This is a genomic window from Flavobacterium sp. NPDC079362, from assembly GCF_050267765.1.
Lineage (GTDB): Bacteria > Bacteroidota > Bacteroidia > Flavobacteriales > Flavobacteriaceae > Flavobacterium > Flavobacterium azizsancarii.
In genome coordinates, this window is sequence record NZ_JBNNFM010000026.1 from 15,468 (window position 1) to 39,263 (window position 23,796).

At 34.9% G+C, this 23,796-nt stretch carries 16 protein-coding genes; 10 read left to right on the forward strand and 6 right to left on the reverse strand.

The genetic code is table 11. From position 1 onward, the window contains the following. Window positions 1-236: 236 nt before the first annotated feature. Complete coding sequence (locus tag ACQKCJ_RS18680; RefSeq protein ID WP_271336829.1) at window positions 237-1,622, reverse strand: sensor histidine kinase; 1,386 nt, start codon at window positions 1,620-1,622, stop codon at window positions 237-239. Further along, window positions 1,619-2,299, reverse strand: coding sequence for a response regulator transcription factor (locus tag ACQKCJ_RS18685; RefSeq protein WP_271336830.1), 681 nt, complete (start codon window positions 2,297-2,299; stop codon window positions 1,619-1,621). Before ACQKCJ_RS18685 ends, ACQKCJ_RS18680 begins: the two co-directional genes overlap by 4 nt. Window positions 2,300-2,630: 331 nt before the next feature. Here ACQKCJ_RS18685 and ACQKCJ_RS18690 point away from each other — a divergent pair, with 331 nt between their 5' ends. The 10 genes from ACQKCJ_RS18690 to ACQKCJ_RS18735 all read left to right on the forward strand — a co-directional run bounded on the left by ACQKCJ_RS18690 (window position 2,631) and on the right by ACQKCJ_RS18735 (window position 14,596). Continuing rightward, entirely contained in the window at window positions 2,631-3,464 is an 834-nt protein-coding gene (locus ACQKCJ_RS18690) for a universal stress protein (protein ID WP_271336831.1), read from the forward strand. A 75-nt stretch (window positions 3,465-3,539) separates the two neighbouring features. Continuing rightward, window positions 3,540-4,589 (forward strand): beta-ketoacyl-ACP synthase III, encoded by a 1,050-nt coding sequence (locus tag ACQKCJ_RS18695; RefSeq protein ID WP_271336832.1) that lies wholly within the window; start codon window positions 3,540-3,542, stop codon window positions 4,587-4,589. A gap of 54 nt (window positions 4,590-4,643) precedes the next feature. Next, window positions 4,644-5,738 (forward strand): sensor histidine kinase, encoded by a 1,095-nt coding sequence (locus ACQKCJ_RS18700; protein ID WP_271336833.1) that lies wholly within the window; start codon window positions 4,644-4,646, stop codon window positions 5,736-5,738. Window positions 5,739-5,742: 4 nt separating this feature from the next. Further along, complete coding sequence (locus tag ACQKCJ_RS18705) at window positions 5,743-6,498, forward strand: LytR/AlgR family response regulator transcription factor (RefSeq protein ID WP_271336835.1); 756 nt, start codon at window positions 5,743-5,745, stop codon at window positions 6,496-6,498. A 172-nt stretch (window positions 6,499-6,670) separates the two neighbouring features. Beyond that, entirely contained in the window at window positions 6,671-7,741 is a 1,071-nt protein-coding gene (locus ACQKCJ_RS18710; RefSeq protein WP_271336836.1) for a hypothetical protein, read from the forward strand. Between the two features lie 170 nt (window positions 7,742-7,911). Continuing rightward, complete coding sequence (locus ACQKCJ_RS18715; protein WP_271336837.1) at window positions 7,912-9,051, forward strand: efflux RND transporter periplasmic adaptor subunit; 1,140 nt, start codon at window positions 7,912-7,914, stop codon at window positions 9,049-9,051. Between the two features lie 32 nt (window positions 9,052-9,083). Then, window positions 9,084-12,239 carry an efflux RND transporter permease subunit gene (locus ACQKCJ_RS18720; protein ID WP_427402647.1) on the forward strand — a complete coding sequence of 1,052 codons (3,156 nt, stop codon included), beginning with the start codon at window positions 9,084-9,086 and terminating at the stop codon, window positions 12,237-12,239. After that, window positions 12,239-13,648 carry an efflux transporter outer membrane subunit gene (locus ACQKCJ_RS18725; RefSeq protein ID WP_427402648.1) on the forward strand — a complete coding sequence of 470 codons (1,410 nt, stop codon included), beginning with the start codon at window positions 12,239-12,241 and terminating at the stop codon, window positions 13,646-13,648. The genes ACQKCJ_RS18720 and ACQKCJ_RS18725 overlap by 1 nt, the downstream gene beginning before the upstream one ends. 340 nt (window positions 13,649-13,988) lie before the next feature. Beyond that, window positions 13,989-14,423 (forward strand): carbonic anhydrase, encoded by a 435-nt coding sequence (locus ACQKCJ_RS18730; RefSeq protein WP_427402649.1) that lies wholly within the window; start codon window positions 13,989-13,991, stop codon window positions 14,421-14,423. A gap of 26 nt (window positions 14,424-14,449) precedes the next feature. Beyond that, the gene (locus ACQKCJ_RS18735) at window positions 14,450-14,596 is read left to right on the forward strand and encodes a hypothetical protein (protein WP_427402650.1); all 147 of its coding nucleotides are present in this window, start codon (window positions 14,450-14,452) and stop codon (window positions 14,594-14,596) included. Window positions 14,597-14,894: 298 nt separating this feature from the next. Here ACQKCJ_RS18735 and nagB read toward each other — a convergent pair whose 3' ends face one another. The 4 genes from nagB to ACQKCJ_RS18755 all read right to left on the reverse strand — a co-directional run bounded on the left by nagB (window position 14,895) and on the right by ACQKCJ_RS18755 (window position 23,759). Then, the gene (nagB, locus tag ACQKCJ_RS18740; protein ID WP_427402651.1) at window positions 14,895-16,823 is read right to left on the reverse strand and encodes a glucosamine-6-phosphate deaminase; all 1,929 of its coding nucleotides are present in this window, start codon (window positions 16,821-16,823) and stop codon (window positions 14,895-14,897) included. A 229-nt stretch (window positions 16,824-17,052) separates the two neighbouring features. Beyond that, entirely contained in the window at window positions 17,053-17,847 is a 795-nt protein-coding gene (locus ACQKCJ_RS18745; RefSeq protein ID WP_427402652.1) for a gluconate 5-dehydrogenase, read from the reverse strand. 491 nt (window positions 17,848-18,338) lie between these two features. Continuing rightward, the gene (locus tag ACQKCJ_RS18750) at window positions 18,339-19,469 is read right to left on the reverse strand and encodes a DUF4861 family protein (protein WP_427402653.1); all 1,131 of its coding nucleotides are present in this window, start codon (window positions 19,467-19,469) and stop codon (window positions 18,339-18,341) included. A 246-nt stretch (window positions 19,470-19,715) separates the two neighbouring features. Beyond that, complete coding sequence (locus ACQKCJ_RS18755) at window positions 19,716-23,759, reverse strand: hybrid sensor histidine kinase/response regulator transcription factor (protein WP_427402654.1); 4,044 nt, start codon at window positions 23,757-23,759, stop codon at window positions 19,716-19,718. Window positions 23,760-23,796 lie beyond the last annotated feature (37 nt).

Here is a 23,796-nt window from a genome sequence, read left to right on the forward strand (position 1 = left end):
AAAAAATACCTAACAGGTTTTAGAAACCAGTTAGGATATTGTAATAATATAACAGAATAAATTAGTGAAAATTCGAGGAATTCGTGGCTAAAAAAAATGAAAACAATTCTTTTGATCAATGGAGAAAAAAATACCTAACAGGTTTTAGAAACCAGTTAGGATATTGTAATAATATAACAGAATAAATTAGTGAAAATTCGAGGAATTCGTGGCTAAAAAAACAAAAAAAAAGAGTTTTATACGATGGTATTATTGATACCATGATAAAGTTCAACCGTAAATATGGTTCCTAATTTTTTATCTGATGCAACAGAAATGTTTCCATGATGCAGAAAGATGATTTTTTGGGTCAGTGATAATCCAATGCCATTTCCGTCAGCATAGATTCTATTTAATCCTCTGTAGAATGGCCTGAAAATATGTTTTAAATCCTCTTCCAGTATACCAATACCATTATCGATAAATTGCAAAATAATTTTCTCTTTTTTTAATGATACTATAACTTTACTCTGTTTGTTTTCTGAGAATTTACAGCCATTTTCAAACAAGTTGACAAAAGCGACTTTTAGCAGATATTCATTCCCATTAATTGTAATTTGATCATCGTCTTCAAAATCCTCTTCAAAATGTATTGTGATGGTATAATTTGCATTTGACTTTTGAACTTGTTGTCTGGCATCTAACAAAATTTCGTCGACACGAACTTGTTTGAATGCAATCTCCGAAGGATCATAATTAGCTTTGGCAAAATCAAGTAAACCATTCGACAATTTTGCGAGTTTTTTAGCATCTTGCAAAGTGTTAAGAATAGCAACTTTATATTCTTCATTATTGCGTTCCTTGTTAGTCGATAGTTCCAGTTCTGTAATAATTGCAGAAAGCGGCGTGCGCAATTCGTGAGAAATATTAGAAACAAATTGTTTTTGCGAATCAAAAGAGTTTTCTAATCGATTCAGCATTTTATTAAAAGTAGTTGCCAGTTCAGAAATCTCGTCTTTGCTTTCGTTGGTATACAATCGTAAATCAAGATTTGTAGCCGAAATAGTTTTTGCTTTATCCGTCATTCTCACAATAGGTTCAAATGTTTTTTTAGAAAAAAACCAACCTGCAATATAGAGAAATAAAATAGAGATAATAAAAACAATAATACAGGTTTTGAGCAAGTTATGTAGTTTTATGTATCCAAAACCATCGTAAGCTGCTGCTGTTACCACATATTCTTTGCCCTGAAATTTATATTTCATGCCTATAACCTGCCAATCATCCTGATAAAATTTGATTTCATTTTTCTGCTCGATTTCATCAATCATTGATTTTGTTTCCTTTACAACGTCAATATCAACAGCATCGTGGTATAATAACTGAAAAGAACTGGTATAAATTGCGACTTCAACTTCATTTAAGGTAGCGCGATTGTTTCTGTATATGTTTTGTAAAGTTTTGCTGTCTACTTTGGCATTAAAAAACAGATTCGCTTTAGTAATGGCTTCTTTTTTGAGTAAGGTGTAGAACTCTTTTTCTCTGTTTTTGTTAGCAGAAATCAGGATAATAGCAGCAAATATTAGTAAAATAGTAGCTGTTGTAAGTGTAAACAATATGGTTAATCGTGTTCTTATTTTCATTCCGCTTTCAAAATAAATCCCATTCCAGATCGGGTATGAATAAGTTTTTTGTCAAAATCTTTGTCGACTTTTTTTCTCAGGTAATTAATATATACGTCGATAAAATTTGTACCGGTATCAAAATGAGTGTCCCATACTTTTTCTGCAATTTCAGTTCGTGATAAAACACGATCAGAGTTTTGAAGCATATACTCTAAAAGTTTAAATTCTTTAGGAGTAAGATTTATTTCAGTATCGTTTCTCTTTACATTTTTGGTTTGCATATTCATTTCAAGATCGTCATATTTTAAAATGAATCCGGTATTGTTTACAGCACCATTCGTTCGTTTCAATAAAGCCCTGATGCGAACCAAAAGTTCACGCATTTCAAAAGGTTTGGTAAGATAATCATCTGCACCGGCATCAAAACCTTCTACTTTATCATCTGTAGTGCCTAGCGCAGTCAACATTATAATGGGTAAGTCCGGTTTTACCTGGCGTATTTCCCTGCACAAATCAAGACCATCAAGCTTTGGTAAAATAATATCAGTAATAACCAGATCATACGGATTATTAAGAATCAATTTTTTTCCGGAGACTCCGTCATAGGCCATCGTTGGAATAAAACCGTGCTCATTTAGTCCCCGTTGTATTAATTCAGCTACCCTTTGGTCGTCTTCTATTATTAAAATTTTCATCGATACAAAGTTATAATATTGAAAGTAGATTAGGGGAAAATTAATAAATAATAATATTTACCATCATAAAACATTATAAAATCAAATTTAATGGAATGCGTTGATTTTTATAATTTGACAACATTAAGACCTGTTTTTAAGATTTTTCAACTCAAATGAAGATTATAAAACATTATTCTCTTTTTTCAGACTTAGAAAGGATGTTCGGTATTATTTTCGGTAGCTTAAAACTACGGTTGAGCATTAAAAAATGATCTTACAGTACTTTTTATAAGAGACCGAAATTATTAATTAATCAATTTTACGAGAATAATTGCTTAATTGATACTTTATGACTTTAACTCCTACCATTATAGCAGCAACTAATTTTTCTGCTATTGCAAATAATGCGGTGAATTATGCTGCCGGACTTGCAAAAAGCGCAAATGCTAAACTTATACTTTTCAATTCCTTTTCGTTAAGTGTTCACAGTGCCAATTCGCAAATTACAGCCCACGGTCTGCAAAAGCAGCTGGATCAGGCTACAGAGAAGCTCAATGCTTTAGGAAAAGATCTTTCTGCACTTTTTAATATCGAAGTAAGCTGTGTTTGCAGTTATTCTTTTTTAGAAGATGAGCTTGCTGTTTTAATTGATACTACCAAAGCTGAACTTATTGTTATGGGTATGGCAGAACGCTCTTTTGAACAGGAGTTGCTGGGTAATTCAACTACGTCTGTGATAAAGAATTTGCATACACCGGTATTGGCTGTTCCTTTGAATGCCCGTTTTCAAAATATCAAAAAAATACTATATGCCTGCGACACTTTAAGCTTTTCTTCTATTAAAAGATTTAGCTGGTTAAGAGACATGGTTGGGAATATTGGAGCGGAGGTAGAATTTTTTAGTGTAAATGAAAAAATAGACGATCTAAAGCAGGAACAAGAGCGTTTATTATTGAATTCTACACTCGAAGAAGAGTTTCAAGAGGTCAAATACCTGTATAAGACGGTAAAATCGAATTCAGTCATTAATGAGATAAAGAAAGAAATTAACAATTATGATGCGGATATCTTAGTAATGGTGCCACAAAAATATGGTTTTTGGGATTCTTTGGTGCATAAAAGTAAAACTAGAATTATGGCTGCAGGTTTAAGCGTTCCATTGTTGTCTTTTCCAAATTTCTGACGTTATTTTGCAGTATCTTTTTTATTATATAAAAAACAGCAAAAAAAGAAAATCAAAATAACAAAAACAAAAACAATGAAGGCAACAATTACAGCTATAGGTGGCTTCGTACCAAGTTCTATACTTAGTAATGAGATGATTTCAAGAATGGTTGATACAACCGGAGAATGGATTGAAAAAAGAACCGGAATAAAGGAACGAAGAATAGCTACTGATGAAAATCTGTCTACTTCGGATCTTGCAAGTGCAGCAATTGAAAACTTATTAGATACATATGAAGTTGATCGTTTAGAAATAGATGGCTTAGTATTAGCTACTGCAACGCCTGATCATCTTCTTACCCCAACAGCCAGTAAAGTATGTGAAAAGAACGGATTTGCAAATGCATTTGGTTTCGACTTAAACGGTGCCTGCAGCGGATTTTTATATGCGTTGGAAATGGCGACTACAATGATCGAAAGCGGACGCTACAAAAAGGTTATCGTTGTGGGAGCAGATACAATGAGTTCTATCGTAGATTATGAAGATAGAAATACTTGTATTCTTTTTGGTGACGGAGCAGGAGCAGTTCTTTTAGAAAAAACAGAATCTGAATACGGGGTAATGAAAAGCATCCTGAGAACTGACGGTAGTGGTACATCATCACTATTAGTGCCTGCAGGCGGTTCTAAAGTACCATCCAGTATGCAAAGTATTTTGCATAGAGAGCATTTTATCAAACAAGAAGGTTCATTTGTATTTAAAAAAGCAGTTGAATCTATGACAAGCGTTTCACAAGATGCTTTGTTAAGTAATGGTTTAAGTGTAGAAGATGTTGACTGGGTTGTGCCACATCAGGCTAATCTTAGAATTATCAAGTCTGTAAGCGAGCATTTGAATATTAGTATTGAAAAGGTAAAAGTAAATATCGAAAAATACGGGAATACAACATCAGCAACTATTCCGTTATGTTTATGGGATTTTGCAGCTGATTTTAAGGAAGGTCAAAACGTATTGATTACTACTTTTGGAGCTGGATTTTCATGGGGAGCAACTTGTGTAAAATGGGGAGTTATGCGTGAACTTAAAGCTGTAAAAGAATCTAAAAATGACAACTTACTAGAGCACGATTTGATGTATCAATAGAAAAGCATTTTTGCCTTGATCATCTTAATTTACCAACTGTCATTATAGTAGCCTATGAATTCAAATACGCCAAATAAAACTGCTGGTAAGAATTTTTTCTATAAGTATTATAGAATTATAGTGATACCGGTTGTCTTTTTGCTCTATCTCTCCTCGTATTATTTTTTGAATCCTTATCAGGATTTTGAACAGAATACTTTGTTAGTTTTAGATTGGACAGTCGATATTTTTATAATTTTAATGTATTGCGCGGTACTTACGGAATTAAGTCTTTTTGTTGGCCGTAGTTTGAATCATTGGATAAGTTGGGATCAAAAGCCTATTTTCAGGGCCTTTGCACAATTTGTATGTCTTATTGTAGGGAATATTCTTTTAAATTATTTCTTTTCATGGTTGTGGCATTTTTTCTATTCCTGGACACCACTAAAAGAGAGTGAACTTGTACAAATATGGCAGTCAAATTTAATGGCTGCTATATTGTCTCTTTTTATAAGCTTTATCCACACCAGTATATTTTTACTTAATCGTTGGCGCGTTACTTCTGAAGAAGCCGCTGAATTAAAAATTCAGGCCTCTCAATTACAGCAAGCTGTAATGCGCTCAGAATTAGATTCTTTGAAGTTGCAGCTTGATCCGCATTTTGTATTTAATAATTTCAGCACCCTGACAGAATTAATTCATGAAGACCAGCAATCAGCAGCTTCATTTCTCGAGAATATTACACGGGTTTACCGTTATATGATTTCAAATCTTGATAAGGATACCATTACCGTAAGGGAAGAAATAGAATTTTTGAATGCATATTTTTATCTTCTAAAAAAGCGTCTTGGCGAAAAGGTAGAATTGAAACTACAAGTAGATATGGGATGTTTAGATTTTCATTTGCCGCCTTTAACATTGCAATTGCTGGTAGAAAATGCTGTAAAACACAATAGTGCAACATTGTCAAATCCACTTATTATTGCGATTTATTCAGATGTTGGAGATCTTGTTGTTCGTAATAATTTGCAATCAACATCCGGAAAAAGCTTTGTTTCTACTGGAGTTGGTAATAAAAATATAGAGTTTAGATATAAAATTTTATTCGACAGAATGCCTGTTTTTTCTGAGTCCAATGGTTTTTATTGTGTACGTCTGCCCTTAATATAATACTATGAAAATTTTAATTGTAGAAGATGAAAGTATCAACGCCAACCGTCTTAAAAGACTGTTGGAAGAACTAGAGCCTGAGTGCGAGATCTTAGGAATAATAGATACTGTTCACGAAACAGTAAAATGGCTGAACAGCAATGAAATGCCGGATTTAATCACAATGGATATCAGGCTGGCAGATGGTATAAGCTTTTCGATTTTTGAAGAAACAAAGATCAGCTGTCCTGTAATATTTACTACAGCGTATGACGAGTATGCGGTAAGGGCTTTTAAGGTAAACAGTATTGATTATTTGATGAAACCAATCGAGAAAAATGAACTCGAACAGGCACTTACCAAATTTAAATCTTTAGCAAAAGTTAAAAATGATACTGATGATATTGCCGGAATATTAAAAGGTTTCATGAATAAACCTTCTTTTAGATTGCGTTTTTTAGTAACCTATCGTGATGGTTATAAAAGCGTTGATGTTGCAGATATTGATTTTGTATATTCAGAATTTAAAACCTCGCACCTTTTTCTGAAAAATGAAACCATAATACCAATTCCTCAAACCATGGAGGAACTTGAAGAAGAACTTGATCCCGATGTTTTTTTTCGAGCCAACAGACAATTTTTTATTCGCGCCGAAAGCATAAAATCAATTGCCAATTATTTTAATGCCAAACTTAAAATTCAGCTTCAGGCAGATCCCGAGCGCGAGGTTATTATAAGCAGAGAAAAAGCCCCTTTTTTTAAGCAATGGATGGATCGCTAAAACAGTGATTAAAATTCATTTTAGAAGACGTAACCTACTATTGGGTTCATATAATCGCTGTTTGGGTAAGACTTACCTGAATTTACAGATACACTCGTTTTAATTTTGTTGTTATATCATTTTCTGACCTAATGTTTATTGTTCAGGATTGATTGCATCAAAATTATTAATAATGAAATACTCCGTCAGGACATTTTTAAGACTTAAACAGTGCTTGCAATTTATTGCGCTTTGGGTCACTGCTTTTTTTTTCTATGTCTTTATCAGCTATAGCATAATCGATGATTCTTATTTTCTAAATCAACAGCTTACTACGGCAGATTTTTTAGTATCAGAACTTTCCAGAGCTTTATCGACAGGAGTATTCATGGGGTTTGTTTTTTATCTTTTACAAGAATATATCTATCCTCGTTTTTTTCATGGTTACGGTATTCTGATGGCCAGTTTACTCCAAAGTCTCTTGTTTATAATGGTCTGTTATATTGTATTTATAATTGTTCTTCAGCTTAGTAAAGTGCATTATATCAGAATCAATAATTTAATTGCATTACGGTTTAATGCAAAGTGGCTCACATGTTTTACCATTTATTGTTTGATAGTTCACCTCTTCATTACACTGGTACAGGCTTTTCGCCAAAGGTTAGGCGGTAATTACTGTAAAAGTCTGCTGCACGGCAATTATATGAGTCCGGTTATAGAATATCGGATTTTTATGTTCCTCGATATGTATCCTTCAAGAACAATAGCAGAAGTTGAACATTATCAATACAGTCACTTATTGCAGGAATGTTTTATTGATTTATCCGAAATAGTGACAGAACAGAATGCAGAAGTATATCAATATGTTAATGATGGAGTAATCCTGACATGGAAAGTCAAACAAGGATTTGAAAGAAAGCAATGCATAGCCCTCTATACTATTTTTTCTTCCAGACTATTAGAAAAGAAAGATTTATATCAAAAGAAATTTGGTTTAGTTCCCAAATTCAAAGCTTCAATTAATGAGGGGCTTGTAACTGTTGCCGAAATAGGCCAGATAAAAACAGAAATTGCTTATCATGGTGATGTATTAAGTACGACAGCAAGTGTTCGTGATTTGTGCCGCGATCAGGGAAATCTTCTCATTACGCAGGCATTTTTTAAACAATTATCATTTTTGGAGCAGGATAACTTCACGGAGATTGAAACAACTGTTTTACGCGGCAAAAAAAGACCCGTTGTTATCTATAAATCCAACGGATAAAAAATATAATTCTACTTCTTAAATAGAGGCAAGTGTGCTGTTTTTCTCAGTTGTGCTATTGTTCGTTTCAGTATCAAAATAATACGTTTGGGTAAAGTTCCAAAAATTAAAAAGGCATTTGAGTTGTTATTTTGCCGTCAAATTCGATGTATTCATTAAAATGAAATAAAATGACAAAACAGTTTTTCCAGAATAATAAGACACTTAGCAATATGGTAGTTTTATTAATTATAATTAGCTTTTCTTCATGTGGCAAAAGCGGACCAGGCGCAGAAGCTTTTGCACCTCCAAAACCAGAAGTAGATTTTTTTCAGGCTGCAATCATTACAGGTGAAGTAGAAAAAAAATATCCGGGAATTATTGAAGGTTCAGTAAACGTTGACATCAAACCTCAGGTGTCAGGATATCTTGAAGCAATTTATGTAAAAGAGGGCGATTATGTCAACAAAGGGCAATCGTTGTTTAAAATCAAGGCAGATGTTTTTAAAGAGCAAGTAAACAACAGTCAGGCAGCTTATAAAAATGCCCTGGCAAATCTTGCAAATGCCAAGTTAGAAATCGAAAAGATCAAACCGCTTGTTGATGCAAAAGTATATTCTGACATGCAGCTAAAAACGGCACAGGCAAATTATGAAGCAGCATCTGCACAGGCAGCACAAGCAAAAGCAGCACTGGGATCATCACAGATCAATGCCGATTTTTCTTTGATAAAAGCTCCCGTAAGCGGTTATATCAGCAGAATTCCTAATCGCGTAGGTAATCTTGTTACGCCAACAGATCCTGTTCCGTTGACTATTCTTTCTGAGATTAATACTGTATTTGTTTATTTCTCATTAAGTGAAGCCGATTATCTGTCTTTCTTAAAAGACTCAAAATCAAACCAAACAGTTAGTCTGATTCTGGCTGACGATAGTGTATACGAGCATCAGGGAAAATTAGAAGTTGCGAGTGGTAATATTGATCGTACGACAGGAACCATAGCTTTAAAAGCCATTTTTCCAAACCCTAAAAAACAATTGCGTTCAGGAGGTTCAGCGCGAGTAGTATTAAACAATAGTCTGAACTCAGTAATTACAGTTCCAATGGCAAGTGTAAAGGATATTCAGGACAAATTTTTTGTTTACGTTCTAAAAACGGGCAACAAAGTAGGGATGGTTCCTATTGAAATTGCCGGTAGCACCGGAACGGATTATTTTGTAAAAAGTGGTGTAAAATCAGGTGACAAGATCGCATTGAACAGTATTGATTTGCTGTACGATAATGTCGAAGTAGTTCCTAAAATTGCTGCGAAAGCACTCAGCAATAAATAATTTTTTGGTTTTAATATTAAATAACATTTTCCATGTTAAAAAAAATAATAGACAGGCCTGTATTGGCTACGGTTATCTCCATTGTTTTGGTGATATTAGGTATCATAGGTCTTACAAGATTATCGGTAACGAGGTTTCCTGATATTTCGCCGCCAACCGTAATGGTAAGTGGTTCTTATCCCGGAGGAAATAGTGAAACTGTTATTCGTTCTGTGGTAACACCTCTCGAGGAGCAGATTAATGGTGTTGAAAACATGCAGTATATAAAATCTACAGCCAGTAATGACGGATCTTTTTCGATCAGTGTCATTTTTAAACAAGGTGTAGATCCGGATCAGGCTGCGGTAAACGTTCAGAACAGAGTACAGCAAGCGACGCCAAAACTACCTCAGGAAGTTGTAAGAATGGGACTTACAACTTCGAAGCAGCAAAATAGTATGATTGTTGTTTTTAATCTTTATACAGATGACAACAATAAATACGATGAGTTGTTTTTGCAAAATTATGCCAATATCAATCTTGTTCCCCAAATTAAGCGTGTTCCGGGTGTAGGACAGGTACAAATTTTTGGACAGAAAGATTATGCAATGCGAGTATGGCTTGATCCTCGAAAAATGGCCAATGCCGGACTTGTACCTTTAGATGTAACGCAGGCAATTGCCAGTCAAAGTTTAGAGTCAGCTCCGGGAAAACTGGGCGAAGAATCAAAAGCAGCATTAGAGTACGTTATCCGATATAAAGGAAAGAAAAACAAACCGGAACAATATGAAAACATTGTTGTTAAAAACGATGGTAATAATATCTTAAGGCTTAAAGATGTTGCAAGAGTAGAGTTTGGTTCTATTTCATACAGTGGAGATAATAAATCCAGCGGTAAAAATGCCGTAACAATGGCAATTTTACAAACTTCAGGTTCGAATGCAAATGATATCGAGATAGGTATTAATCAGGAAGTAGAAAGATTGTCTAAATCTTTTCCTCCCGGTATCAAGTACGTTAACGTAATGAGTACCAAAGAACGGCTTGATGAAGCCACGGGACAGGTAAAATCTACTTTGATGGAAGCATTCGTTCTGGTTTTTATAGTAGTTTTTATTTTCCTTCAGGACATTCGATCTACAATTATTCCGGCAATTGCAGTTCCGGTTGCTATTATTGGAACATTTTTCTTCCTGCTCGTATTTGGATTTACCATAAATATCCTAACGCTTTTTGCCTTGGTACTTGCTATTGGGATTGTCGTCGATGATGCTATTGTGGTCGTCGAAGCCGTGCACAGTAAAATGGAAGAAGATTCCGGTCTCACTGCTAAAGAGGCGACTCATAGCGCGATGACAGAAATTACAGGAGCAGTTATCTCGATAACCTTAGTAATGTCAGCTGTATTTATTCCAATTGGTTTTATGACAGGATCATCAGGTATTTTCTATAAACAATTTGCCTATACACTTGCGATTGCAATTATTATTTCGGCAGTAAATGCACTTACCCTTACGCCGGCATTATGTGCGCTTTTGCTAAAGAACAATCATAATGGAGAACATAAAGACAATAGTCATAAAACAGGATTTAAAGAACGTTTTTTTATAGGTTTTAATACAAGCTTCAATAACTTAACAGGAAAGTATATCAAAGGAGTTCGTTTTCTAATTGGCAGAAAATGGCTTGCAGGAGGATTAGTTGTAGGAATCAGTGCGATTGCTATCATGATGATGATATCTACTCCTAAAAGTTTTGTACCTCTTGAAGATGATGGTTTTATGATTTACAGTTTATCGATGCCACCTGGTACAGCATTAGATCGTACTACAGAAGTGGTAAAGAAAATGGAGAAAGAACTTTCTACAGTAGAAGCAATTGCGAATAATACCAGTATTACAGGTTTTAATATTTTGAGTAATAGTGCCAGTACTGCCTACGGATTAGGATTTATAAAACTAAAACCTAAAAAAGAAAGAGGAGAAGTAAAGGATATCGAAACGATCCTGAATAACGTAAGCGGTAAATTATCGAAGATAAAAGAAGGTTCTATAATGGTACTTAGAATGCCTCCCGTTGAAGGATTTGGTGTTACAAGTGGAGCAGAAATAGTGCTTCAGGATAGAACAGCACGTGATCCGGCAACATTAAAAGCGATGGCTGATAAAGTAATAGGGCAAATAATGCAACAACCCGGAGTGCAATATGCTTATACGACTTTCAGGGCAGATTATCCGCAGTTTGAACTTGAAGTAGATGAGGAAAAAGCGAGCCAAATGGGAATCAATGTTCGAGATCTCCTGAATAATATTCAGACTTATTTTGCCGGAGACCAGTCAGCAGATTTTTCAAGATTTGGAAAATTTTACAGAGTAAATGTTAAGGCCGATGGTGTTTTTAGAACTGATCAGGATGCCTTTAACGAAATCTTTGTTCGTAATGCCAAAATGGAAATGGTTCCTGTAAAATCCCTGGTAAAACTTCGTAAAGTTTACGGACCGGAATCTGTTAATCGTTATAATCTTTATAATTCGGTTAATATTACGGCGGTAGCATTACCGGGATTTAGTAACGGACAAATTATGGGAAATCTTGAAACGGTTCTGGATAAACTTCCATCTGATTACAGCTACGAATGGACAGGATTGAGTCTTGAAGAAAAAGCAGGAGGAAACCAGACTATTGCCATTTTTGGATTATGTCTTCTTTTTGTGTTCTTTTTACTGGCAGCCCAGTACGAAAGTTATTTACTGCCGCTTGCAGTTTTACTTTCTATCCCAACCGGAATATTAGGTGCTTTTGCAGGAGTCAAAGCGGTGGGACTTGACAATAATATTTATGTTCAGGTAGGATTAATCATGCTTGTAGGTCTTCTGGCAAAGAATGCCATTCTTATTGTAGAGTTTGCCCTTCAGAGGCGTAACGCCGGTTTATCAATAAGCGAAGCCGCCATAGAAGGAGCAAAGTCAAGATTAAGACCTATTATAATGACATCCCTGGCATTTATTGCAGGTATGATTCCTTTGATGTTTGCCTCTGGAGGTACAGCAATTGGAAACAGATCTATTAGTGTAAGTGCCGCTATTGGAATGTTTAGCGGAGTAGTTTTGGGAGTTTTTGTAATTCCGTTACTTTTTATACTCTTCCAATATCTACAAGAAAAAGTATCCGGTAAAAAGAGTGTAATTCAACCTATAAAAGAAGAATAATGAGAGTACTATTTAAAATTGGAGTTTCTTTATTTACGGGTGTTTTGCTAACATCATGTGTGGTAGGGAAAAAATATGCTCGCACAGATTTAAATTCACCTGAAAAATATCGTGAAGAAGTCGCAGTAACCGGAGATACAGTTTTGCATCCCTGGAAAAGTTATTATAAAGATCCGCTACTGGTTGATTTGATCGAAAAAGCCCTCGTTAAAAACAACGAGGTGCTTATCGCCATGAAAAGTATGGAACAGCTTGATCTTACTTACAAACAGGCAAAATTATCGTTATTGCCAACGCTTGATTTTGATGCAGGTGCGAGCCGTAGTTATCAGTCTAAAAATTCGCTTAATGGTTCTTTGAGTGCCCAATTTATTGGCAAGGATTATATGGACGATTATAGTGCAAATCTTAGATTATCCTGGGAAGCTGATATATGGGGAAAAGCGGCCATGCAAAAAAGAGATGCCAAAGCAGGTTATTTTGCTCAGAAAGAAAATCTTTCGGCCCTAAAAACAAGAATTATAGTGCAGGTTGCCCAATCTTATTATAACCTTTTAGGATTAGACGAACAGCTTAAAATAGCGCAGAAAAATATTGATTTGAGTAATAATACTTTAAGTATGATGCAAATGCAATATAAATCTGGTATGATAAGTTCATTGGCAGTTTACCAAACGGAGGCACAAAAGAAAACAGCGGAATTGTTGGTTCCTTTAGCAAAGGCAAATATAGCGGTTCAGGAAAATGCATTGCAAATTTTATGTGGTGAATATCCTAACAGTATTACACGAACAGGAAATCTTGATGTAGCAGAATTTGCTGTTGCTTTGCCGTCAGGAATTCCCGTATCACTTTTAAGCCGAAGACCAGATGTCAAGGCTGCTGAGTATGCCGTTATGTCTGCCAATGCTAAAACAGGTTTGGCAAAAGCAACCATGTATCCAACGTTGAGTCTCAGTCCATCTATTGGAGTGAATTCTTTTGAATTTGATACATGGTTTAATTTCCCGGGTTCAGTTACAAAAACCATTGCGGCAAATTTGGTACAGCCTATCTTTAAAAAACGTGCTTTAAGAACAGCTTATGAAATTGCTGTTTTAGAACAAGAGAAAGCCGTTGTTCAGTTCAAACAATCATTTATTGTAGCTGTAGGAGAAGTTTCAGACGCGATGTCAAGATTAAAAAATGCTGATGAACGTATAGGACTTGCTACAGAAAAATCAGTTTCATTAGATAAGGCAACCAGCGATGCCAATTTACTTTATAAGAGCGGAATGGTAACTTATCTGGATGTTATTGTAGCACAAAATGGTGCTTTGCAAAATGATCTTGATGTTGTGACCATCAAATTAGAAAAATTGAATGCAGCAATAAATTTATATCGTGCTTTAGGCGGCGGGGTAGAGTAAGCTTACTATTTTAGAAAAAAATCCATCATCTGTTTTTTATAGGTGATGGATTTTTTATGAGTTGTAATTAATGAAAAAGCGGTTGACAGGGATACTTTTCACTATTTAAAAGTGAATTTATTTTATTATAATTTAAATGTTTGTTTTTACCTTTAAAGAATAAATAGCAATAATGTTGTGGTGATTTTTTTTAAGAATCTAAAAAGTGAATTAATACCAAGACCATTATTTAATTTTAATGATTATCTCATGAAAAAAAGTGTAGTTATCTTTTCTTTTTGTTATTGGCTGCCAAAACTATCATTCTGCAGTAGGAAGTCAGGAAAAGACAAATGAAATCATGTCGATTGATAAGAAAGATATTATTTCTTCAGATATCTTAACGTCTGAACAACAGGCAAAACTTACTCCCATTGAAGTATTGGAACGATTAAAAAGCGGTAACAAAGCTTTTGTCGAAGATAATCTTACGATTCGTAATACTACAGAAAGAGTCAGGAAAGCATCTTTAGGGCAGTATCCAAAAGCGGTAATTCTTTCTTGTCTGGATTCTCGTGTTCCTGTCGAAGATGTTTTTCATAGCGGTATCGGAAATCTATTTGTTGCGAGAGTAGCAGGAAATATCGTAAACGATGATATTTTAGGAAGTTTGGAATATGCGTGCAAAGTTTCAGGAGCAAAAGTAGTTTTAGTTTTAGGCCATGAATATTGCGGTGCTATCAACTCTGCTATAAGTGATGTGAAATTAGGTAATATAACTACTTTGCGTTTGTAGAAGCGGTATGTGATGCAAATGTTTTATTGGATATCGATCAAATTCGTGAGAGAAGCAGTATTCTAAAGGAAATGGAACAAAAAGGCGAAATATTAATAGTTGGCGCTGTTTACAATATGCAAACAGGAGAAGTACAGTTTTTTGATGCTGATAAAACTGTTCATAGAAGGTAAAGCTATAAACGAATGATTATTTTTATGAATGTCAAGCCATTATAAATTTAAAAAGAGTTTTGAAAAACCAGTTTGTGAATACTAGTATAAAAGAAACACGAATTTCACTAATTAGCACAAATTGTAAGTGGTTAATTTAGTTTTCAAAATTAATTTCGCAAAATGAATTAGTGTCAATTAGTGAAATTTGTGTTCAAAATTGTTCTCTAATATTTGTGCACACAGACTGGGTTTTCAAAGCTCTTTTTTTAATTATGCGAAGGGATTTCATTGATTAATCCCGGGAAAATCATTCTAATTAAAATTCCCATCTCACAAAAGCTTCCATAGCAGCATAACGGGATAAACCCAATTGATTGTAGAGTTCAGCAGTTTCGCTGTTTCTGTCTTCGGCTCTTTGCCAAAATTCCCTTGCATCTGTTCCCTGAAAAACGACACCATCTTTTTGCGATTGATGTTTGAAAATTCCGTGACGTTTTGCCAGAACCTGATCCGGACTCATTGGTACCGCCATTTCAACCTCGTCAATTCCCCATTCCTGCCAGGCACCGCGATACAACCAAACCCAGCAATCATTCATAAATGGTTTTGGTTTTAACGTTTTTACGGCTTCAAAAATTGCATCCAGACAAACTTTGTGCGTTCCGTGCGGATCTGCCAAATCTCCGGCTGCATAGATTTGGTGTGGTTTTATTTTCTCGATTAAATCCATCGTCAATTGAATGTCGTCCTGACATAAGGGTTTTTTCTCAATAGTTCCGGTTTCATAAAAAGGGAGTTCCATAAAATGGATTTGCTCATCTGGCAAACCTACAAAATGACTTGTAGAGCGAGCTTCTCCCTTTCTAATTAAACCTTTTAAATATCGAACTTCAGCAATATCAATTTCACTGGCTTTTTTGTTCTTTAAAAATGTTAAAGCTTTTTTATAAATGTCTTCGGCTTCAGTACTTTTTATCCCAAACTTATCGTTGTAATCACAAACAAAACTAGCAAAACGTAATGCCTCATCATCAGCAACCGCAATATTTCCTGAGGTTTGATAGGCAACATGCACTTCATGACCTTGTTCCTGCAAACGTATAAAAGTTCCTCCCATACTTATAATGTCATCATCAGGATGCGGACTAAAAATCAATACACGTTTTCTGGCTGGTTCAGCTCTTTCAGGGCGATTAGCATCATCTGCATTTGGTTTTCCGCCCGGCCAGCCCGTGATTGTGTTTTGAAGTTTATTGAAGATTTTGATATTGATGTCGTACGCAGGTCCAGAATCAGCTAATAAATCACTCATTCCGTTTTCGATATAATCCGCATCTGTCAGCATCAAAATTGGCTTTTTTAAGTCTAATGCCAATCCCAGAACTGCTTTTCGGATCAATTTATCCGTCCAGACAATTTTCTCCACCAACCACGGTCTGTTGATTCGGGTTAGTTTTGAAGACGCTTCTTTATCCAAAACAAAAACAGCATTATTGTGTTCCTGTAAAAACGAAGCTGGAATTTGATTTGTAACTTCTCCTTCAACCGATTTTTTAATGATATTCGATTTTCCTTCTCCCCAAGCCATCAAAATAACTTGTTTGGCTTCCATAATTTTTTTTACCCCAAGCGTAATTGCAGTTCTGGGCGTATTGCTCAAACCCGAAAAATCTCCACTTGCCGCCACTCTTGTAATATGATCTAAAGCGACTAATCTTGTTTTTGAGTTTTGCAGCGAACCTGATTCGTTAAACCCAATATGACCGTTTCCTCCAATTCCGAGAATCTGAAGATCAATTCCACCCAAAGCTTCAATTTTTGCTTCATAATCGTGACAGTATTGTGCAATTTCTTCTTTGGTTAAAGTTCCGTCTGGAATATGATAGTTTTCTGGTAAAATATCGACCTGATCCAATAATAGTTCTTTAATGAATCGCACATAACTATTGATAGAATCCGGCTCCATGGGATAATATTCATCTAAGTTGAAGGTAATTACATTCTTAAAACTCAAACCTTCGTCTTTGTGTAAACGAACCAGTTCAGTATATAATCCTTTTGGAGAAGAACCCGTTGCCAAACCTAAAATGCAGGATTTATTTTCTTTTTGCTTTGATAGGATAAGTGCTGCTATTTCTTTGGCAACAGCTTTAGAAGCTTCAGTCGAATTTTCGAAAACAACGGTATTGATATTCTCAAATCGTTTCTCAAACCCTGTTGCTTTATCGATGGTACTTTTTATCATTTTTATTTTAATTTAATCTCTTTATGAAATTTATATAAACTTACGGTGGGGGTATTTTTAAACACATAGACACATAGATTTCTAATTCTAAAAAAAGGAATTTAAAAAGAAATAAGTTTCTTTCGCATAGCTTACTTATATGTGTTTCGAATAAGCGAAACGTCTATTTTGAGTTTACTAAAGCTATTTTTCTATGTGTTTAAGTATTAATTATCGTATGGGTTAAAAACTATTCTTCGTTAGATGGTTTTCCTATTGTAGCCAGAATTCCGCCATCGACATACACGATATGTCCGTTTACAAAATCGCTTGCTTTAGAACTTAAAAAAATGGCCGCCCCTTGCAAATCTTCAGGATTTCCCCAACGTCCGGCCGGAGTTCTTCCTATAATAAATTCATTAAAAGGATGTCCGTTTACCCTGATAGGAGCGGTTTGGCTTGTTGCGAAATACCCCGGACCAATTCCGTTAATCTGAATGTTGAATTTCGCCCATTCCGTTGCCATATTTTTGGTCAGCATTTTGAGTCCGCCTTTTGCTGATGCGTAAGCACTTACAGAATCTCTTCCTAATTCGCTCATCATCGAGCACATGTTGATGATTTTTCCTCCACCACGTTCGATCATTCCTTTGGCTACATTTTTAGAAACAATAAAAGGACCTGTTAAATCTACTTTTATTACCGCTTCAAAATCGGCAACTTCCATTTCTATAATTGGCGTTCTTTTGATAATTCCGGCATTGTTGATTAAAATATCGATTGGACCAACTTCATTTTCTATTTTATGGATTGCTGCGATTACAGCAGTTTCGTCTGTTACATCAAATAAATATCCGTAAGCTTCGATTCCTTCAGATTTGTATTCGGCAATTGCATTATCAACAGCTTCTTGCGAAGAATGGTCGTTGACCACAATTTTTGCTCCTGCATTTCCAAGTCCTTTGGCCATAGCCATTCCCAGACCATGAACTCCTCCTGTAATAAGCGCTGTTTTTCCCGTTAAATCGAATAAGTTAATTGACATTTTTTTTAAGTTTTTGGTTAATAGTAATCTTGATTTGTTGTTTTTTATCCTAACAGGTTTTAAAAACCTGTTAGGTATTTTTGTAGTAGTTGTAATTAATTCAAGTACCTAGTTAATTATGTGTAGTCCCTACGGGACAATCTTATACTACTAATTATTTGTTACCAATATATAATCTCTACGAGATATAATTTTTAAGTATTTATCTGTAAAAGCTCCTGTAAATAAGACCAATAAGAGATAATCCATTAGGATTTAAATATTGGTAACAAGACAGCTGCCAGATAAAAAATATCCCGTAGAGATTACACTTAAATACCTTTTAAAACTATTTCTTTTACTACATTGTTAAATTAGCAACTTGAATTAATTAATATTTTTTGGTAATTTCTTTATTGGAATATTTAAAAAAATTAACGCATAAGAACATAGGTATTTATCTTCAAAACGATATTATACCTACAAGGTTGAAAAAACCTTGCAGGATATTATTATTGCACTTTTACAATCAAAGGATTTTGTAATTCCTGATTAAAATGGTCTAAATAATCCTGCCATTGTTTAGCATTGGTAATTTTTCCTGCTTTATCCCAGGCTGCTCCGGTGTAATAGACAAGAGGTTCGTTGTTTTTAACCTCTGTTTGGGCTAATAATTGTTCTTTATCAACCCACATTTTTTTTGCCGGAGTACTTAGTATTGCACCAACTCCTGTAGTTCCGTCTTTATCAAAAGTAGGTTCCCAATAACCTAAAATACCTTGTTGTTCGTTTAACGTAATAACTCCGGGTTTTTCTCGTCTGATGATGCCAACTACAACAGGTATAGGTTTGTTTTCGTTGAAAGTATAAGTGTTTTCAATTTTGTTGAGTTGAGAACCTGCGTCTAATGAAATGGTTTTTACAGCGGTAACTTTGATTCCGCCTGCATTCCAGGAATCATAAGTCAGTTGAAATGTAGAGCGTAAAGGACCATTATCTAAAACTTTCCATTGATGATAATTTGCCGAATAACGAATAGTATCCTTTATATAAGGTGCAATATTTCCAGCGCCTAACGTGTAGCCAACGTGATAATAGTCTAATCCGTCGCCGTGATCGATATGGTATTCATTACGTTTATAACGATCGTTCAGGACTAATTTATCGGTTCTTTTTACCCAAACATCAAAACCATAAGCATCTCCTTCGGTTTTTTCTAAAGCTTTTCCGTAAGCACGAAAAGCAATTTTATCGTTTTCCCATGCAAAATCGTCCATTCGTTCCGGCACGTAACGAGTGTATGTTTTGGCCGTGAATGCTTCCGGTTTTCCTTTTTGAATAGAAAGAACTACAGACGATTTGGCTTTTACATCTAATTGAATTAGTAAATTCTGAATAGCTTTATTTCCCCGATGTTCTAACTGAAAAGGAACTTGTTTTTTAGTATTCGAATTAATCACGACAAAATTCGCAGTATCGAGTTGCGGATAGGAGGAAAGTACAGTTGCCCATTTTATTTCTGCTATGGTTTCTTTTCGGTCTAAAGCCGAATTGTTCTGAATGGTTATAGTTGCTTTTGTCTGCGCAATTGCAGCTATGGGCAAAATGAAAACGAGTAAAAAGAGACGTTTTATTAATTTCATAAGAGTTGTTTTTTATTTTAATTGTTGCTGTTTTTTTATGTAAATAGGTCTTGTAAATCTTTTCTCAAAAGACATGATTGTCCCTTCTCAATTCTAAATGGCTTTACTATTTAGGTGAGATTATTATTTAAAAAATCGAAATGTGGGATTAATTCAGGTTGTTTAAAAGTTTGATTTATAGAATCTTATTTAAGTCGGACTAATGTAGTTTTTCATTGTATAGTAGTTTGTGTTGGTTAAGATGAGTTATTCTTTTGAATCTTCTAATTTTGCCAAATATTCGCTCGGCATACAACCATAATGCTGTTTGAATGCGGTAGAGAAATACGATGGCGAGTTGAAACCACACATATACGTGATTTGTGCAATAGTATATCGTTTGCTTTGCATCAGTTCTACTGCTTTTTTAAATCGGATTCTTTTTATGAAATCCATTGCAGATTCGCCTGTTATGGCCTTTAGTTTCAAGTAAAGGTTTGATCTGCTCATTCCTATTTTCCTGCTAAACAGATCTACCGAAAACTCAGAATCGGCCAAGTGGTCTTCGACAATCTGAATAGCTTGTTTTAGAAATTCCTCATCAAGCGTATTAAAAGCAATATTCTCCGGAACCATTTCTTTACCAACTGAATAATACTCTTTTAATCGTTTACGTGAACGAAGCAAATTGGTGATTTTTGCCGCCAATAATGGTGTCGAAAATGGTTTTGTAATATAATCATCAGCGCCCATTTCCAGTCCTTTTATCTGCTGACTGGTTTCGTTTCTTGCCGTTAACAGCATCAACGGAATGTGCGAAGTATTGATGTTTTGTTTTACTTTTTTGCAAAAGTGTAAACCGTCTAATTCCGGCATCATAACATCGCTTATAATAAGATCAAAGGGCTGAATTTCTAATAAATCTAATGCCATTTGACCATCATAAGCCACAGTAACGTCGTATACTTTACTAAAATAATCCTGTAAATAATCTAATATCTCTTTGTTATCGTCTACAATTAAAAGTTTTACAGGCTGATTTCTTTCAACAAGTTCATTTTCTTCAGGCAATAGCGAATCATCTGTTTCGAGTTCGTTATCAGATATAATAGACAAGTCGTAGGCAGATTCTTCAACTTGCTGATCATTTTTGTAAACCTGATCTGAGGTCGGAATCGTTACGGTAAAAGTGCTTCCTTTTTGCATAATGCTTTCTGCCGTAATTTCGCCATGATGCAATTCGACCAAACGTTTTGTAAATGCTAAGCCAACGCCGGAACCCAAATTCATTTCGCGATTGTTTACCTGATAAAAACGGTCGAAAACCTTAGACAAATCTTCCTCGCTAATTCCTACTCCTGTATCAGTAACCTTTACTTGTATGCTGTCATTTTTCTTGACTAATTCAACATGAATACTTTGAGCGGTTTTAGTATATTTAAAAGCATTGGATAAAAGATTGAATAAGATTTTCTCCATTGCATCTTTATCAAAATAAGAAAGCAATTGCGATTCTTCGGAATGATAACTATATTGAATACCATTTTTCTCTGAAAGGGGTTTAAATGATTCGAAAATTTCCTGTGTAAAACTTACGATATCGCCTTTGCCTACTTTAAGTTGTCGCGTTCCCATTTCGGTTTTTCTAAACTCAAAAAGCTGATCGACTAAGTTGTAAAGTCTTTTGGCATTGATAAACATCAGTTCATGTTTCTTTTTGGTTGTTTTATCTGCAAACGGCATTTTTAATAATTCTTCTAAAGGCGCTAATATCAGGGTCAAAGGTGTTCTGAGTTCATGTGAAACATTAGTAAAAAAATCCATTTTGATTTGATTGATGTAACTCACTCTTTCTTTGTCGATTCTCTCTAATTTTAATTGCTGAACAGCTTGTATTCTGCCTTTTATAATTTCAAAACCAATGTATATAGCGCCGCTAATTATTGCGAATAATAATAAGGAAAACCAAATCGTTTTGTACCAGGGTGGAAGTATTGTAATTTTTATGTTTCTAATGGCACTCATTTCACCATTTGGACCAATTGCTTTGATTTGGAAATTGTATTTTCCGGCGGACAAATTACTGTAACTCACTTTTAGTTCGTCAGTACGCTGCCAATCTTTATCGATTCCTTCTAACTTATAATAATAGTAAGTACGATTGGAAGAGATATAATTGAAAGTATTAAAAAAGATACTGAATTGTTTGTATTCAGGTCCAATTTCCAATTCATTTGTCTGGTCAATATGTTCTTCGAGAATGTCTGTTTCATCATTTACAGCTACATTTTTATTAAGCACTTCTAATGCAGTAAAACTCAATTTTAAAGGAAGCGGTCGCTGTTTTATCATCGAAGGATAGAAATACGAAATCCCTTTGATACCGCCAAAAAGCAACATGCCATCCTGAGCTTTGCAAAAGGCATAATCATTAAATTGCTTGTTTTGCAAACCATCGCTCTCGTCAAAAGTTTGTACGGAACCTTTGTCCGGATTAAATTTAATTAACCCGCTATTGGTCGAAATCCATAGATTGCCATCATTGTCAGGAATTATTCCGTAAATGGTTTCTTTAACAAAGTCTTTTCTGGCATTAAAACTAATGAAGGATTCCTGGCTTTCGTTGTACAATCGCAAACCTTCTCTGGTACCAATCCAGATTCTGTTTTTTGGGTCTTCTGTAATACAATTTACAATATCATCACTTAGTTTTCCGTGTCCGATATTTCCAAATAACATTGTATCAGGATAAAAAAGCGTTACGCCATTTGTTGTTCCAATCCAGATGCGTTGTTTGCTGTCTTCAAAAAGAAAAGTAATATCGTCTGATGTCGGGCGTTTTCCGGCTTTGTCCAGATGAATGTGTGTAAATGTTTTGGTTTCCGGATGAAACTGATCTAATCCTGATCTTGTTCCCACCCAAATTCGCCCTTTTGAATCTTTTAGAAGACCATAAACCAGATCACCTGCAATTGAGTTTGAATTATTCTCGTCATGGCGAAAACGCTGAACCAAACCAGTAGTAGGATTCAGCAAATTCAATCCGCCATTGTGTGTACCAATTAAGACATTTCCATTATCATCAAATTCAATAGCTTTGATGTTGTTTGAACTTAAACTGTTGGGATTGTTTTCGCTATTCGAAAAATAGGTAATCGTATTGGTATTTTTATTCCAATAATTTAAACCTTTGTCATTGCTTCCTATCCAGAAATTGCCTTTCGCATCTTGTTTGATAACACCAATGACTTCATCATTTAAGGAGGGTTTCCCTGAATTTTGACTTAACAGATTGAACTTGATATCATTTTTATGATAATAATTGATGCCTCCATAATACGTTCCAAGCCAGATTCCGTTTTGTTTGTCTTTAAAAAAACAACGTACGGAGTTTTGACTAATCGTATAAGGCTGCGATATTTGATGGTAATAATTGTTGAAAGAATTATTATTTGGGTTAAAAATAGAAAGCCCTTTGAAGGTTCCTAACCAAATATTTCCTTCTGTATCTTTTCCCACACATCTTATGTTATTATCAGCAATACTATTTGTACTGGTATTATGAAGCAGGGCAGAAGCTTGTCCGTTTTCGGGATTATATCGAATTAAGCCATCGCCTTCAGTGGCAACCCATAATTTTTTTCCGTCAATAAAAACATCATTGATATATGGTTTTTTTGCACCTAAATTAATTTTAAGTAATTGATGCGTATTGGCTTTTAATATAAAAAGACCAACATCTGTACCCAGAATAATTTGCTTTTGCCAAACCCCTATGTAGGCAATTTTTTTAATTTCGTGTGAAGATGCATTAAACTTAATTGCAGTAAAATTTTTAGCATCCGGAGCAAGCACAAAAACTTCTCCTGTAATAGAGGTTGCCCAGATTTTATGCTGCGTATCTTCGGTTATTGATGAGATATACCATTCGCCAATACTTCGCGGAAGCGCATAATTGGTAAAGCTGTCTGTGTTGTAATTATAAACACTTATTCCTTGATTTCCGCCAACCCATAATTGCCCTTTATGATCTGTAAACAAGCTTCGGATATAATAAGATTGCAAACTCGTTTTTACATTTTTTACGGGGCGATATACTTTAAAACCTTTACTGTCGTAGCGATTTAGTCCGTCCTGAGTTCCAATCCAGATAAAACCTAAAGTATCTTGCTGAATGGCAAAAACCGAACTTTGCGACAAACCTTTATCTACGGATATGTTCCGAAAATAACGGTCTTGTGCTTGCGCGTTGCTTTTTATTGTAAAAAACAACATACATAAAAGGGTTAGTATAACAGTCTTTTTTCTCATGTTTATCTTTTATCCTGCAATGTCTTTTTCTGATTTT